Annotated in this window: 12 protein-coding genes and 1 tRNA gene; 2 read left to right on the top strand and 11 right to left on the bottom strand. The window is 70.7% G+C overall.

Translation table 11 applies throughout. The features are described 5' to 3' along the window. Positions 1-3 precede the first annotated feature (3 nt). The 8 genes from OG194_RS30575 to OG194_RS30540 form a co-directional block, all read right to left on the bottom strand. On the bottom strand, positions 4-672 hold the full coding sequence (locus tag OG194_RS30575; RefSeq protein WP_327404003.1) for a hypothetical protein: 669 nt from the start codon (positions 670-672) through the stop codon (positions 4-6). Next, the gene (locus OG194_RS30570) at positions 669-1,082 is read right to left on the bottom strand and encodes an acyl-CoA thioesterase (RefSeq protein WP_327404002.1); all 414 of its coding nucleotides are present in this window, start codon (positions 1,080-1,082) and stop codon (positions 669-671) included. Before OG194_RS30570 ends, OG194_RS30575 begins: the two co-directional genes overlap by 4 nt. Positions 1,083-1,087: 5 nt before the next feature. After that, positions 1,088-2,752 (bottom strand): energy-dependent translational throttle protein EttA, encoded by a 1,665-nt coding sequence (gene ettA / locus OG194_RS30565; protein WP_327404001.1) that lies wholly within the window; start codon positions 2,750-2,752, stop codon positions 1,088-1,090. A gap of 200 nt (positions 2,753-2,952) precedes the next feature. After that, positions 2,953-3,141 (bottom strand): hypothetical protein, encoded by a 189-nt coding sequence (locus OG194_RS30560; protein WP_327404000.1) that lies wholly within the window; start codon positions 3,139-3,141, stop codon positions 2,953-2,955. A gap of 184 nt (positions 3,142-3,325) precedes the next feature. Next, positions 3,326-4,738, bottom strand: coding sequence for a Cys-Gln thioester bond-forming surface protein (locus OG194_RS30555; protein WP_442811651.1), 1,413 nt, complete (start codon positions 4,736-4,738; stop codon positions 3,326-3,328). A 270-nt stretch (positions 4,739-5,008) separates the two neighbouring features. Continuing rightward, positions 5,009-5,533, bottom strand: a complete 525-nt coding sequence (locus tag OG194_RS30550) for a single-stranded DNA-binding protein (protein ID WP_327403999.1) — start codon at positions 5,531-5,533, stop codon at positions 5,009-5,011. Between the two features lie 176 nt (positions 5,534-5,709). Next, on the bottom strand, positions 5,710-7,725 hold the full coding sequence (locus OG194_RS30545; protein WP_327403998.1) for a YfjP family GTPase: 2,016 nt from the start codon (positions 7,723-7,725) through the stop codon (positions 5,710-5,712). Between the two features lie 3 nt (positions 7,726-7,728). After that, entirely contained in the window at positions 7,729-9,336 is a 1,608-nt protein-coding gene (locus OG194_RS30540) for a dynamin family protein (protein ID WP_327403997.1), read from the bottom strand. Positions 9,337-9,658: 322 nt separating this feature from the next. On the opposite strand from OG194_RS30540, the gene OG194_RS30535 reads away from it, so the two are divergent. After that, positions 9,659-9,731, top strand: a tRNA-Arg gene (locus OG194_RS30535). Positions 9,732-10,765: 1,034 nt separating this feature from the next. Here OG194_RS30535 and OG194_RS30530 read toward each other — a convergent pair. Then, positions 10,766-10,933, bottom strand: coding sequence for a hypothetical protein (locus OG194_RS30530; protein WP_327403996.1), 168 nt, complete (start codon positions 10,931-10,933; stop codon positions 10,766-10,768). A gap of 215 nt (positions 10,934-11,148) precedes the next feature. Here OG194_RS30530 and OG194_RS30525 point away from each other — a divergent pair, with 215 nt between their 5' ends. Further along, positions 11,149-12,693 (top strand): APC family permease, encoded by a 1,545-nt coding sequence (locus OG194_RS30525; protein ID WP_327403995.1) that lies wholly within the window; start codon positions 11,149-11,151, stop codon positions 12,691-12,693. A 23-nt stretch (positions 12,694-12,716) separates the two neighbouring features. On the opposite strand, the gene OG194_RS30520 is transcribed toward OG194_RS30525, so the two are convergent. Both OG194_RS30520 and OG194_RS30515 read right to left on the bottom strand, forming a co-directional pair. Beyond that, positions 12,717-13,052, bottom strand: a complete 336-nt coding sequence (locus tag OG194_RS30520) for a hypothetical protein (protein ID WP_327403994.1) — start codon at positions 13,050-13,052, stop codon at positions 12,717-12,719. Further along, positions 13,045-14,742, bottom strand: coding sequence for a choice-of-anchor P family protein (locus OG194_RS30515; protein ID WP_327403993.1), 1,698 nt, complete (start codon positions 14,740-14,742; stop codon positions 13,045-13,047). Before OG194_RS30515 ends, OG194_RS30520 begins: the two co-directional genes overlap by 8 nt. Between the last annotated feature and the right edge of the window lie 95 nt (positions 14,743-14,837).

The raw sequence follows: 14,837 nt of genomic DNA, 5'->3' as shown, positions 1-14,837 counted from the left end.
CGCTCAGCGCACGCTGACGCCGAGCGCCCCAAGTCCCGCCCTGCGTACGGCGATCGAGCCGTACGGGGTGCGCAGCCGCAGCCACGCGCCGGACGAGAAGAGGCCGGACTCCCCGCCGGGGCGGAGGAATCCGAGCGACTGGGCCGCGTGCACGGCGCGTACCGGGAGCGAGGTCTCGCCGACCGTGCGGGACCAGATCTCCCGTCCTATGCGGTCGAGTTCGGTGCGCGTACGGGTCTCGGCGGTCAACTCCTGGGTGCGGGAGCGGAATTCGGCGACTCCGGCCGCGATCATCCCGCGCAGTGCCTGTGGGCCCGGCAGGCCGGACTCGGGGGTCCAGCCGCCGCGCGGCGGCAGCACCCCGGCCCACGGCGGGCCGGTCACCGCGGCCGGTACCCCGGCCGTGGCCGCCGACTCGTCGAGCAGCTCCAGGAATTCACCGGCGGAGACGGTCACGTCGAGGGTGACGTCGAGGCCGTTCTCGTACGGCTTGGCGAGGCGTACCGCGCGGATGGCGAGGACCTCGAAGGACGGCGGACGGCCGAAGACGGCGAGCGCCGTGCCGGTCGCCTGGAGGCGGACCGCGGCGCCGCGGTCGTAGTGGAGCAGCCGGGCGAGGAAGGCCGCGAGATCCGCCGCCTCCCCTTCGTCGGCGAGGTGGAGGACCGTCATGCGGCGACGGCCTCGTCCTCGGCGTCGTCCCGGTATTCCTCAAGGAACTCGCGTTCCTCGGCGGTGATCCGACGCGGGCGCTGGGCCTCGAAGTCGAACGGGACGACGACCGTGGCGGCCCGGACGTAGACCAGGTCGCCGTCCTTCACCTCGTAGGCGATGGTGAAGGACGCCGCCCTGATCTCCGTGATCCACAGCTCGATGTCCACCGGTGTGTGCCGGTGGACGAGCTGGCGTTTGTAGTCGATCTCGTGGCGCGACACCACCGACCCCTGCTGGAAGTCCTTCTCCGGGCGGAACAGGAAGTCGATACGGGCTTCCTCCAGGTAGCGGAGGAAGACCACGTTGTTCACGTGGCCGTACGCGTCCATGTCCGCCCAGCGCAGCGGGCAACGGTAGATGTGGCGCAAGAAGATCAGCCCCGGGTCAGCTTCTTGTAGGTGGCGCGGTGCGGACGCGCCGCGTCGGCACCGAGTCGCTCGACCTTGTTCTTCTCGTACGACTCGAAGTTGCCCTCGAACCAGTACCACTTCGACTCGCCCTCGTAGGCGAGGATGTGCGTCGCGACCCGGTCCAGGAACCAGCGGTCGTGGGAGATGACCACGGCCGCACCGGGGAACTCGAGCAGCGCGTTCTCCAGCGACGACAGGGTCTCCACGTCGAGGTCGTTCGTGGGCTCGTCGAGGAGCAGCAGGTTGCCGCCCTCCTTGAGGGTCAGCGCCAGGTTCAGGCGGTTGCGCTCACCACCGGAGAGGACACCGGCCGGCTTCTGCTGGTCCGGGCCCTTGAAGCCGAAGGCGGACACATAGGCCCGCGACGGCATCTCGACCTGGCCGACGTTGATGTAGTCGAGCTCGTCGGAGACGACGGCCCACAGCGACTTCTTGGGGTCGATGTTGGCGCGGCTCTGGTCGACGTAACTGATCTTGACGGTGTCGCCGACCTTGATGGAGCCGGAGTCCGGCTCCTCAAGGCCCTGGATCATCTTGAACAGCGTGGTCTTGCCCGCGCCGTTGGGACCGATGACCCCGACGATGCCGTTACGCGGCAGCGTGAAGCTCAGGTCGTCGATGAGAACCTTGTCGCCGAACGCCTTGGAAAGGCTCTGGACCTCGACGACGATCGAGCCCAGCCGCGGGCCCGGCGGGATCTGGATCTCCTCGAAGTCCAGCTTCCGCATCTTGTCGGCCTCGGCCGCCATCTCCTCGTAACGGGCGAGGCGCGCCTTGGACTTGGTCTGACGGCCCTTGGCGTTGGAGCGAACCCACTCCAACTCCTCCTTGAGCCGCTTCTGGCGCTTCTCGTCCTTGCGGCCCTCGACCTTGAGGCGGGTGGACTTCTTGTCGAGGTACGTGGAGTAGTTGCCCTCGTAGGGGATCGCACGGCCGCGGTCCAGTTCGAGGATCCACTCGGCGACGTTGTTCAGGAAGTACCGGTCGTGAGTCACGGCGACGACGGCGCCCGCGTACTTCGTGAGGTGCTGCTCCAGCCAGTTCACCGACTCGGCGTCGAGGTGGTTGGTGGGCTCGTCGAGGAGGAGCAGGTCCGGGGCCTCGATCAGCAGCTTGCAGAGCGCGACGCGACGCTTCTCACCACCGGAGAGGTTGACGACCGGCCAGTCGCCGGGCGGGCAGCCCAGCGCGTCCATGGCCTGCTCCAGCTGCCCGTCGAGGTCCCAGGCGTTGGCGTGGTCCAGGTCTTCCTGGAGCTTGCCCATCTCGTCGAGGAGCGCGTCCGAGTAGTCGGTCGCCATCAGCTCGGCGACCTCGTTGAAGCGGTTGAGCTTGCCCATGATCTCGGCGGCGCCGTCCTGGACGTTCTCCAGGACCGTCTTGGTCTCGTCCAGCTCCGGCTCCTGCATGAGGATGCCGACGCTGAAACCGGGCGACAGGAACGCGTCACCGTTCGAGGGCTGCTCAAGCCCCGCCATGATCTTGAGAACGGTGGACTTACCGGCACCGTTCGGCCCGACCACACCGATCTTCGCGCCGGGCAGGAAGCTCAGCGTCACGTCGTCAAGGATGACCTTGTCGCCGTGCGCCTTGCGCGTCTTGCGCATGGTGTAGATGTACTCAGCCAAGAGAAACCGTCCGGCAGCTTGAAATCTGGAGTGGGCAGACGTATCCATCTTGCCTGAGGTCCCGGCTTGGGTGGTAACCCGTTTGATCGGGGGGCTGTGAGCTGGGGGTTCGGGAGTGACGGCGGGTGGATGGGCTGTCGCTGTGGGTCGTCGGGACGCTGATGAGCCCGCGCGGGCTCACCGTCCTCGGTCGATGTCGGTCATTCCGCCCCCGGGTCCGTGCGGCGGGGCACGTAGTACCGCTCGTCCGCGATCAGGTCGACCTGCGCTCCCCACGCGACGCCGGACACCGCCACGACGATCGGCGGAACGGTCGTCGGCCGTACCCGCCTGGCCCACGTCCCCGGAAGCCGCCTGACGGAGGCCCGCCACGCGGCGAGCGCGAGCACGGGCAGAACTCCGCTCGCCCTCCCCAGCCGGGACCCTCCGCCCCCGCGCGACCAGCAGGAAGTCACTCCGGCTCGCCACGGCGCCGAGGGCCAGGCTCCCGACGCCCGCCGCCCTGAGGACACCGGGCGACAGCTCCAGGCCGGGGCGTGCACGCGCCCCGGGAGTCACGGCGGGCCCGGGCTGTCAGCCCTGGCCGGGCTTCCGGTCCCGCAGCAGGACCAGGGTCGTGGCGCCGATGCCGACCAGGCCGAGGGCGAGGACCGTGATCATCGGGGTGATGCCGGAGCCGCCCGTCTCCGCGAGGTTCGTGTCGACGGTGGTGCCGCCCACCGTGGCGGGGCTCGGTTCGCTGAGCGTCTGCGTCACGGCACCGCCCGCGTCGCTCTGCGTCCGGCAGTCGAGGACCCCGGTGAATCTCTTCTCGTAACCGTTCGGCGCCGTGATCGTGAAGTCGTACGCCTGGTCCTCCTGGAGCGGGACCGTCACCGTCGCGGACTTCCCGGCGTCGATGCCGTGCTCGACGCCCATCAGCTCGAAGGTGAACGTCGCGTCGCCCTGATTGGTCGCGGTGATGTCCACCGCGCCCTCGGCACAGTTCTTCTGCGCCGACAGTGCCGGTATCGCACCGGTCTCCGCCCAGTTCGCGCTCGCGGCCGCGGCGACCGTCGACTCGCTGGAACCGGCGAGGATCTGCGTCTGGCTTCTGCTCTCGGAGGTGAAGGCCCGGCCGACCGGCACGGTGGTGGAGGCCTGCACGGTCAGGTCGGCGGACCCGGCCCCCGCGTCCTCGGGCACGTCGAAGAAGACCTGGCTGCCGTCCGCCGCCGACGTGACGACCTTGCCGTCCTTGTCGACGATCCGGACCTTGGTCGTGGCGGCGTTCGCGGGCGGTGTCACCGTCACCGCGGTCGCATTGGTGTGCACGGTCACCGGGCCGAGCCGCTCACCGGGGTGACCGGACACGGCGGGCGGGTCGAGGGCCAGCGAGGCCTTCGGCTCCGCCACGTTCCGCGCGCTCTTCTCCAGGTAGTCCGCGAGCTTCTCCGCCTGCGGGTCGACCGCGTCGACGTCGGCACCGTCCGAGTAACGCCAGATGGCCACCTGGGTACCGGCCGCCGCGTCGCTCTCGGTCAGGCCCTTGGTGCCGGCCTTCGCGGAGAGCGCCGCGAGGTCGTTCACCTGCGGGTAGGAGTGCTGGAGGATCCAACTGATCCTGCCCGCGCTCTTGTTGGCGCCCAGCGAGGTGCCGCTCCACGCGGTCTCGTGGTACTTGGCGTCCCGCTGGGTGGGGTTGCGGAGATCGACGCAGTACGTCTGGAGGGTGCCGCCGCCGTCCACGGACATCTCGAACAGGCCCGCGGAGACCTGCTGGTCGCCGGTGTCCCCGTGGATCACGGCGGTGCCGTACGTCTTGAGCCCGCCTATCGTCGCCGTCGCCCCGCCCTGGGTCTGCGGTGTCTCGTCGGCGACGGCCGGGCCGGCACCGGCCAGCACTCCGGCGGCGACGAGTCCGCACGCCCAGGTCGCGGCGACGAAGCGCACGGCGCCCCGGCCGCGCAGGGACAGCGCGGAGAACACAGACAACGCAGGTGACACGGAATTCCCCTTCGAGCAGGACCCGTCGGCGTGGGAGCGCGGTCCCACCAGCAGAATCAGAGCACCGGGAACTGTGCCCGAGCTATGCCCGGCATCCTAGGGACGCGGGCGCACCGCCTTCTCCAGTCGGGTCATCGGATAACCGATCCGACTCGGAATCGTTATCCCCAAGATCGCCTGCGAGCAGGGCTTATCGACAAATCCACCGGGTCTTTCGGAGCGCATTCATCGATAAGCCGCAGTTCGATCAGCCGGGGGCATTCGCTGACATCACGTCACCACGAGGCTGTCCGCGAGCTGTTGATCGGGAAGCCGCCCGTCGACGGAGACAGCGTCCTCGACGGAATCGGCGGTCGAGTCGGTCGCATCGTCCGAATCCCCCGCCGGTGTCTCCCAGTTGGGCTCGGGACGGGGCGGAGAGGCCGCCGACTCCTGCCTGTTGGCCCGGCGGAAGGCCGAGGTGCCGCGCGCCAGGTCGTGGCCGATGGCGACGGCGTCGATGTCCGCCGAGGCCCGGTTCGACTGCCCCTCGCGCACTTCCGTCCGCACCTTCAGCCGGCCCTGGACGACGACGGGGTCGCCGACCGACAGCGACGCCGCCACGTTCGTGGCCAGTTGGCGGTTGGCCCACACCGTGAAGAAGCTGGTGTGTCCGTCCGTCCACACGCTCTTCTCGCGGTCGAAGTAGCGCGCGGTCACCGCCAGCCGGAACCGGGCCGACGGTCCCGCCGGCAGGTCCCGGTACATCGGCTGGGTCGCCACATTCCCGACCGCGCAGATCGTGGTGTCGTTCATCGCTCGTCCCTCCCTGACCCGGCCCCGCGGGGCCGAGCTGAAACGCGTACGGGCCCGTCCCGTACGGCTGCGGTCAGACTGCCTCCGCCGAGCCGGGCCCGCCGATCGCTGTGGACCACCGCCCACCTGTGGAAAACATCGTCACCCGCACGAGGGAACGACGTTCGGACCTCGGTTCACCCGGCCCCGATGCCCGCCCCCGTGACCCGCGCGTACTGCTCCCGCACCTCCCGGTACCGCAGCAGCTCCGCGGCCAGCGGGTCGAGCACCCGCGCCCGTCCGCATCCCGCCGCCGCCTCCCTCAATCGGCGTTCCGCGTCGAGGCCGTAGCGACGGGCGGGGCCGCGGGCCGCCATCCGACAGCTCCACTCGACGAGCGGGCCGCCGATGATGCCGGCCACCATCAGCAGCACCGGCACGCCCAGGTTCGGTGCCATGAAGCCGATGATCTGGCCCACCAGCCAGAGCCCGCCGACGACTTGGAGGATCGTCATGGACGCCTGCGCGAGGACCGCCGCCGGCCACCAGCCCGGCCGCGGCGGCCGCCCCACAGGCAGCCCGGCCCGCGCCGCCAACTCGTCCAGCGCCTCGGGCAACCCCTGGGACCCGCGTACGGCCGCCTCGCGCACCGCCTGCGCCCACGGCGCCGGGAGCCCGCCGGAGGCCCGGTCGGCGACCGTACGGACCGCCTGTTCGACGCGTTGGCGTGCCGTGGCCTCCTCGTCCGCCTGCGCGCTGATCGGCAGTCGGCCGGTGGTGGGTTCGCGCCGGTCGTTGTACCAGCGCCACAGCCGCAGCCAGGGTGTGCCGCAGGCGCGGTTGGCGTTGCGCAGCCAGGCGCGTTCGGCGGCCTCGCCCGCCGCGGTGGCGCCCACCGAGTCCGCGAGCCGCGCGGCGAACTCGTCCCGCGCCTCCTCGCTGAGCCCGGTGCGCCGCCCGGTGGCGTAGACGGGCCGCAGTCGCCACGCGGCGGCGTCCACATCGGCCGAGATCCGCCGTGCCGCGGCCCCGCGGTCCCCCACGAACTGGCCGAGAACCTCGCGCAGTTCGGGGATGCCGTCCCCGGTGAGCGCGGACAGGGAGAGCACGGTCGCGCCGGGTTCGCCGTACTCCCCCAGGGCGATCCCGTCCTCGTCCAGGAGTCGCCGCAGGTCGTCGAGGACCTGGTCGGCGGCTTCTCCGGGGAGGCGGTCGATCTGGTTGAGGACGACGAACATGACCTCCGCGTGGCCCGCCATCGGCCGCAGATAGCGCTCATGGAGGATCGCGTCGGCGTACTTCTCCGGGTCGACGACCCAGATGACCGCGTCCACGAGCGCGAGCACCCGGTCCACCTGTTCGCGGTGCGCGACGGCCGCCGAGTCGTGGTCGGGCAGGTCCACCAGGACGAGGCCGCGCAACTGGGCCTCCATCTCGGCGCTCTGGAGGGGGCGTCGGCGCAGCCGTCCCGGGATGCCGAGCCGGTCGATGAGGGTGGCCGCGCCGTCGCTCCAACTGCACGCGATGGGCGCGGCGGTGGTGGGCCGTCGTACGCCCGTCTCCGAAATGGCCACTCCGGCGAGCGCGTTGAAGAGCTGCGACTTGCCGCTGCCGGTGGCGCCCGCGATGGCGACAACGGTGTGCTGCCCGGAGAGCCTGCGTCGCGCGGCGGCCTCGTCGAGCACCCGCCCCGCCTCCGCGAGGGTGCCGCTGTCGAGCCGGGTGCGGGAGAGCCCCACGAGTTCGCGCAGCGCGTCGAGACGGGACCGTAGCGGCCCGTCGTACGCCAACGGGGCCGGGACGTGCGCGGCCTGCGCGGCGTGCGCGCTGTGCGCGGCCTGCGCGCGGGAGGCCCTGATCTCCACGGCGGCGGCCTGCTGCGCGGCGGTGGTCTCGTTGACCCGCCGCGCGATCAGCCCGTCGTCCCAGGAGCCGGTCGATTCCTCGGGGTCCGTCGGGTCCGCGGACGCCTTGGACTCCGTACGACCCGAGGTGTCGGCGTCGGCCCGCACACGCGCGTGGTCGTCGGCGTCCTCCGGGGCACCCGTCTCCTCCGCGGCCTCTACAGGGAGGCCGTTCGCGGGAGTCGCCTCGGAATCGCCCTCTACGGGTGAGGCGTTCTCGGGGTGCTCGTCCTGGGCGGCGACCGCGTCCCCGGCGTGCGTGACGTGGTCCATCTCGTCCGTGTGGTCCTGGTCAGTGACGGCAGTCACCGGTCACCTCTCCTTCTGCAGTACGGACAGCGCGGCGATGAGTTCGGCCTGGGGTTCGGGGTGCACCTCAAGGGCGTCGAGCGGGGCTAGCCGCCGTTCGCGCTCGGTGTGCACGACCCGGTCCAGATGGTCGTTGAGCAGCCGCCCGGCCCGGTCGCGCAGCCGCAACGCGCCGTGGGCGCCGATCCGTTCGGCGAGCCCCTCGCCTGCGGACCGCGCCCTGCGGCCGCCCAGCAGCGCGGTGGCGACCAGGGCGGCGACCACCTCGGGATCGGGCGCGATGCTCCGGTCGAGGTCGGCCACCTCCTCCTCGGCGTACTCCTCCAGCTCGCGCCGCCACCGTCGTACGGCCATCCCGATGCGGTGCTCGGCGCTCTCCAGCGACGGATCGCGCCCGGTGAGTTCTGGGGCGCCCGCGGCCGGTTCGCGGCGCCAGGCGTCGTCGACGCGCTCGTCGGCGGCCGTGACGGCGCACAGCAGCAGTGCGGCGAGGCTCTCCGCGAGGGCGTCGAGCAGTTCACCGGCGGAGCAGTCGAGCGGGAAGGCGCGCCAGCGCTTCAGCGCGTCCCCGGCGAGCACGGCCCCGGCCTGCAACCGCCCCCGCACGCGCGCGTGCTCGCTGTCGTACGCCCCGTCGACGGCGGCCGTGAGCCGGAGCGCGGCGGCGTACTGGGCGGCGGCGGCGCTGGCCAGTTCGGGCATCCGGGACTTGAGCGAGTCGAGGACGCCGTAGGCCGTGCGGGCCATCGCCTGGTGCCGGGCGCCCGGGTCCTGGGTCTGCTGCACGAGCCAACTCCGCAGGGTCGCCACGGCACTGGCCGGAAGCAGCCCCCCGCCCCAGGCGGACTCGGGCAGTTCGGGCACCGTGAAGCGGGGTACGTCGCCGAGGCCGGCCTTGGCGAGCAGGGCGCCGTACTGCCGTGACACCTCGGACACCACCTGGTGGGGCACCCGGTCGAGGACGGTGACCAGGGTCGCGTTGTGCTCCTTGGCGGTGCGCAGCAGATGCCAGGGCACGGCGTCGGCGTAGCGGGCGGCCGTGGTGACCATGACCCAGATGTCGGCCGCGCAGATCAACTCGGCGGCCAGCACCCGGTTGTCGGCCACCAGGGAGTCGATGTCGGGCGCGTCCAGGAGGGCGACTCCGCGCGGAAGGGTGTCGGCGGTCTCGATCCGCAGCACGCGCATACCGTCCTCACCGGGGAGGAGCAACTCGTCCCCCGGGTCCTGATGGGGCACCCACACGCGCGTGAGGTCGGGCAGCACCCGCATGCCGCTGAACCAGTGATGGTCCTCCGGGTGGCAGACGAGCACCGGTGTGCGGGTCGTCGGCCGCAGCACACCGGCCTCGCTGACCCGGCGCCCGACAAGGGAGTTGACGAGCGTCGACTTCCCCGCACCGGTGGAGCCGCCGACCACCGCCAGCAGCGGTGCTTCGGGTTCTTTCAGGCGGGGCACCAGATAGTCGTCGAGCTGGGCGAGCAGTTCATCGCGATTGGCACGCGCGCGTGGAGCCCCCGCCAGGGGCAGCGGGAAGCGTGCGGCGGCGACACGGTCGCGCAGGGCGGAGAGTGCGTCGAGCAGCTGAGGCCGTACGTCCAAGGTCACCACATGTGAAGAATGCCCAATTTTGGGGGAATTCTGAAGCATATGAGCATGTCTGCGCGCCGACGGAACACAACGGACGGAAGGGATGACTGGGGCATGGGCACAGTCCAGGCATAACGAGTGCACAACACCCGTGGCGCGGGGCACCAAAAGCGATGCACGATTCGTACCTGCCTGCGATTATCAGGACCGCTTCACTGAACCTCCACATCGAGCCACGGAGGTGAAGCAACAGGGACAAGGACCCGGGAGCCCTATCCTTGTCCCCGGCAACGTCACGGACCGGCCCACACCCGGGCACACCACGACCGAGGCCACACACCCGGCCCCCGTAGCTCAGTGGATAGAGCAGGCGCCTTCTAAGCGCTTGGCCGCAGGTTCGAGTCCTGCCGGGGGCGCTCTGCGTACATCCCGCGTCCGCCCTCCCCCCGGGAGGGCGTTTTTGCTGGTCAGGGGCATGATAGCGAGCGCAGGGTAGCGGTGACGTAAGGCCGGACCGACCCCCAGGTCACGAGGTCGGCAGTCCGGCCGGGAGCAGTTCCAACACAGTCCCTCCGCGCCCCACACGGCCCCGCACCCTTCTGGAGCAGGGCAAAACGGCATTCAGGCCGTCGGGGGCCCGTAGAGGTGCACGGGCCGCTCCGACCTTCGCCCAGGTCGCCGGGCGGATCGGGACAATGCTCCGGAACCGGGTCCTGGTCGCACACAACACCCGGTCCGACCACGACTTCCTGGCCTACGAGTTCACCCGCGCGCGGATGCGGCCGCCGATGCCCCGGCGGCTCCGCACTTTGGCTTTAAATCGTCAGGCGGACCCACCCACGAACGCCATGAAGTCGGGCACACCGGCCGCCCACCACGGCGTACCGCAACAGCGCGCGCACGGCTCGACCTGCCGTTGGCCGCAGGCGAGTTGCCCACCCCGCACTGAGTCGCAGTTCACGCCGAAGCCGCCCACACCCGGGCGGAGTCGACCGCCCGCGCCGCGAGCCGACACCCCGGTCCACAAAGGCCCGCCGCGCGACCACCGAAGGCGTACCGATCATCGACGAGCCCACGTTCCTAGGGCTGTTGGCGGACATACAGGGCGGAACGACGCATGAGGAGATGACGCCGTCCGCCTCAATCACGCGGCCAACGAAGGGAGTTCGGACCACCGAGCCCGAACCCACACCGGCACCTCCCACCCCGCCACTGCCCGTTCCCGCCAACGCATCGCCCCCGCGCACGACTTGACCGGCGGTCAGCCTGTCCACCAGCGTCACCGACACAGTCGTCCTGGCCGACAGCGAGCAGGACCGCCGTATGAGCCGCATCACGGCCCTTCAACTCCCCGTGCACAACGCGGATTGGCTCACTTCCCCGACGGCCACCACCCTGGGCACAACACCGGTCCGGCCGAAGGAACCGCACGTGATGCCAAGGAACGGCGTCACCGACCTGCCCACGCCATCCGGCACACCCGTACCGACGCCCGCACATACGGCGTCGACATCACCGACTGAGCCACGACACCGAAGGTGGAGCCCACGCGGAACAGAAAGCCCACCAGGGCGGGCCCGGCGAGGAAGTCGGCAAGGAAACCGATCTGCGCGTCCACTCCTCCCCGCCCCCTGTTTCCACCCGTGTTTCATCCCGGTTTCCGATACGCCCGGATGGATACGCAATGGTCAAGAATTGCCACCGAACGCTTGTGGGATTTCACAAGGGCGGCGGATCATTGGCCGAATCCCGCCCCTCCCCATCCCCGTCTTCGCCTCATCCCCACCCCCGTCCCCGTTAGTTTCTCCTCCCTCCGAACCCGCAGGAGCCCCGGTGGCCGCAGGTCAGATCGACTCCGAGCCGGCCGGCGCGCCGGCCGCAGCGCAGGTGGAGCGGCAGAAGCTGCGCAAGCACTTCGGCCGTTTCGACATCCTCTTCTTCCTCCTCTGCACGATCGTCGGCGTGGACACCATCGGCACGGTCGCCTCGTCCGGCGCCGAGGCCTTCACCTGGCTCATCATCCTGGCCGCGGTGTTCTTCATCCCCTCCGCGCTGCTGATCGCGGAGCTCGGCGCCGCGTTCCCCGAGGAGGGCGGCCCCTACATCTGGACCAGCCGGGCCTTCGGCCGCCTCGCGGGCGCGGTGAACAACTTCCTGTACTGGATCACCAACCCGGTATGGCTCGGCGGCACCCTCGCCGTCTCGGCCGTCACGGCGTACACGACCTTCTTCAACGACGGCAAGGACCTGAGCACCCCCGCCTTCTACGTCTTCGCCCTCGTCTTCATCTGGGTGGGCGTCCTCGCCGCGATCCTCTCCTTCGACGTCGGCAAGTGGATCCCCACCATCGGCGCCTGGAGCCGCTTCGTCCTCCTGGGCCTGTTCACGATCACGGTCGTCGTCTACGGCATCCAGCACGGCCTGCACGGTTTCGGCCCCGGCGACTTCTCCCCGACGTACGCGGGCTTCGTCGGCCTGGTCCCCGTCCTGATGTTCAACTACGTCGGCTTCGAACTGCCCAACACCGCCGGCGACGAGATGACCGACGCCCAGAAGGACGTCCCCTTCGCGATCTTCCGCAGCGCCGGCCTCGCCGTGCTCCTCTACGCCCTCCCCATCCTCGGCATCCTGCTCGTCCTCCCGGTCAAGGCCATCACCGGTCTCGGCGGCTTCCTCGACGCGATCCGCCAGGTCTTCACCGTCTACGGCGGTGACGTGGCCGCCGACGGCACCGTCACCAGCAGCGGCGCCGGCACGGTCCTCGGGGACATCGCCGCGGTCCTGTTCATCCTCACGGTGCTGTCCTCCGGCGTCACCTGGGTGATGGGCTCCGACCGCGCACTCGCCGTCTCCGGCTACGACGGCGCCGCGCCCCGCTTCCTCGGCGTCATCTCCAGCCGCTTCGGCACACCGGTCCGGGTCAACATCCTCAGCGGCCTGGTCTCCACCCTGGTCCTGGTCCTGGCCCACCAGCTCACCAACGGCAGCGCGGCGAAACTCTTCGGCGCCGTCCTCGGTCTCGCCGTGTCCACCACGCTGGTCAGCTACCTGGGCATCTTCCCGGCCCTGGCGGTACTCCGCCGCAAGGCCCCGGACGTCCCCCGCCCGTACAGGGCGCCCTTCCCCCGCACCATCAGCACGGTCCTCACCGTGCTCATCCTGTTCGCCAGCATCCAGCTGATCGCCCCCGGACTCGGCGACCACTGGTTCGGCGCCGACTACCTCCCGGACGGCTGGACCCACGCCGAACGCTGGAAGTACCTGCTGACGGAGCTCGTACCGCTCCTCGTCTTCATGCTCCTCGGCGTCCTCTTCTGGGCCCTGGGCAAGCCGACCCGCACGGCGGCCGCGGCCGGCCCGACCCTCGCCAAGAAGTAGTCCGCCCCGGGGGCGACCCGCCCTCACAGGTCGACCGGCGAGCCGTCCCCACCGTCCGCCGGTCGCACCCGGGTCAGCAACCGCTCCTCCATAACCGTCGCGTAGATCGCGGCACGGGTGGCGGCCGGATGGCCCGGTGGCCAGATGCCGCGGCGGAACACGCAGCGCCGCCCGCGGAAGCGCAGCACCGTCGTGGCGGCGACGGCCCCGCCCGGGTCACCCGGCACGGCCTCGCAGGTGAGCGACTCCAGGACAGCGCCCCGCCGCTCGCACAGATCCCGGACGGCCCGGAGGGCGAACCGCAGGAACACGTCCGTGTACTCCCGCGGCCCGCCCCGGTCGGCGTGGTCGTCAGTCACCGCAGTTGTGCGTCGCGGAGTCCGTCGAGGCCAGGACGACGTCACCGGCACCGGCGGGGAGGACCAGGTGCACGCCGTTGACCTTGAGTCCGGCGTCGGCGCCGGTCGCGGGAAGCTGTTCGTTCACGATGAGCCGGCCACCTCCGACGAGCGGGATCTCCGTGTTCGGGTCGCTCGACACGGTAACCGGAACTCCCGCGATCCTCAGGGTCAGCGTGGTGCCTCCCTCGGCCCTGCCGCACCGGCTCGTGGAGGTCGCGGTGAGGCCGGACACCTCGATGAGCGGCACCCCGGGCAGTCCGACGCGTGCCTGCGCCACGGTCGAGGACGCCGTGACCGTGCCGGGCGCGAGCGTCGTGGTGACCTTGGGGCAGAGCTTCCGCACCGACACCAGGAGCGAGGTGTACGAGGCCGAGCACGGGGTGTCGGTGGTGATCGCGTCCGCCGTACGGACGGTCCCGGTGTCGGGCTGCGGCGTGACGTCCAGCAGCGGTACGCCGACAAGGTCGACGTGCGCCGAGACGCCGTAGGAACGGCCCGTCGCGTACTGGAGCTTCAACTGGGCGGAGGTGTCCGACGCCAGGTAGCCGGCGTCCCCGGCGAAGGAGGCGCGCAGCGCGACGGTGGCGGAGGCGTTCAGCGGCTGGTCGACCGGGTCGACGGTGCAGGTCGCGATGCCCGTGTCGCTCGTGGTGCCGGTGCACGTCTGCTGGTCGTCACCCGTGCCGAGGACGAAGCCGACACTCCGGCCCGGTACCGCGTCGCCGGCGAAGTCGGTGAGTCTCGCGGCCAGCCGGGCCGCAGTTCCGTTGGCGAGCCGCTGTACGCCGGTGTAGTCGAGCTCGGTCGGTGAGGTGAGGCCGAGGCCGGCGGAGGTGCTGGACGGGTTGTAGTCGTCGTCACCGGCGAAGGAGGCCGTCACGGGCGCCGTGTTCGCCGTGCCCTGCGGCTGGTCGACGGGGTCGATCGCGCAGGTGGCCGTGCCCGACGCGGCGGTGGTGCCGGTGCAGGTCTGCTGCGTACCGCCCGTGCCCAGGGCGAACCGTACGGAACGGCCGCCCACCGGCGTTCCGAAGTCGTTGGTCAGCTTCGCCGAGAGACTCACCGGCGATCCGTTCACGGCCGTGCCGGTACCGGTGTAGGTGAGGCTCGTGTCCACCTTGTGGGGCTGCTCGGGTCCGGTGCAGTCCGCCGCCCGGAAACAGGGAAGGAAGTAGTAGGCGGTGATGATGCCGAACGGCCTTCCGTCGCCCGAGCGCGGATCGTTCCGGGTGACGTAGACGACGACCAGGCTGGCCTCGTCGTTGGTGCAGATCACCCGGTCGTCCGGCGCGGGCACGCAGAAGCCCGCGGTGCCGACCGTCTCCTGGATGTCCTCGTGATCGGGCACGACACCGTGCTGGAGGATGTGACGCCTGCCGAAGCCGTCCACCGGAGGGTTGCCCTGCGGGTAGTCGTCCTGGCCCTCGCGTAACGGGATGTCGTTGCCCAACGCCCCCTGGAAGGTGTCCACAACAGTCCAGTCGATCATGTTCGGATTCGGATCGCCCGGGTCGGCGGACGCGGTGACGGGTACCGCGAGAGCCCCCAACAGGCCCAGAACCAGGGCGAGTACGGCGGACGCCAGGCGTCTGCGTGTCCGGCTTCCGGTGCGGACGGGCGCGGTTGGGTGGTCATGAAGGACTGGCACGAACATCCCCTTCCTCGTGACAGGACCGGACCACCCACCCTGCCGCCCGATAAGGGGCATGACAAACCATCGACACCCGGCGGCGTGTCACGACG

Source organism: Streptomyces sp. NBC_01288, from assembly GCF_035982055.1.
Lineage (GTDB): Bacteria > Actinomycetota > Actinomycetes > Streptomycetales > Streptomycetaceae > Streptomyces.
The sequence above is the reverse complement of the archived record's forward strand: the minus strand, read 5'-3'. Positions and strand labels throughout refer to the sequence as shown.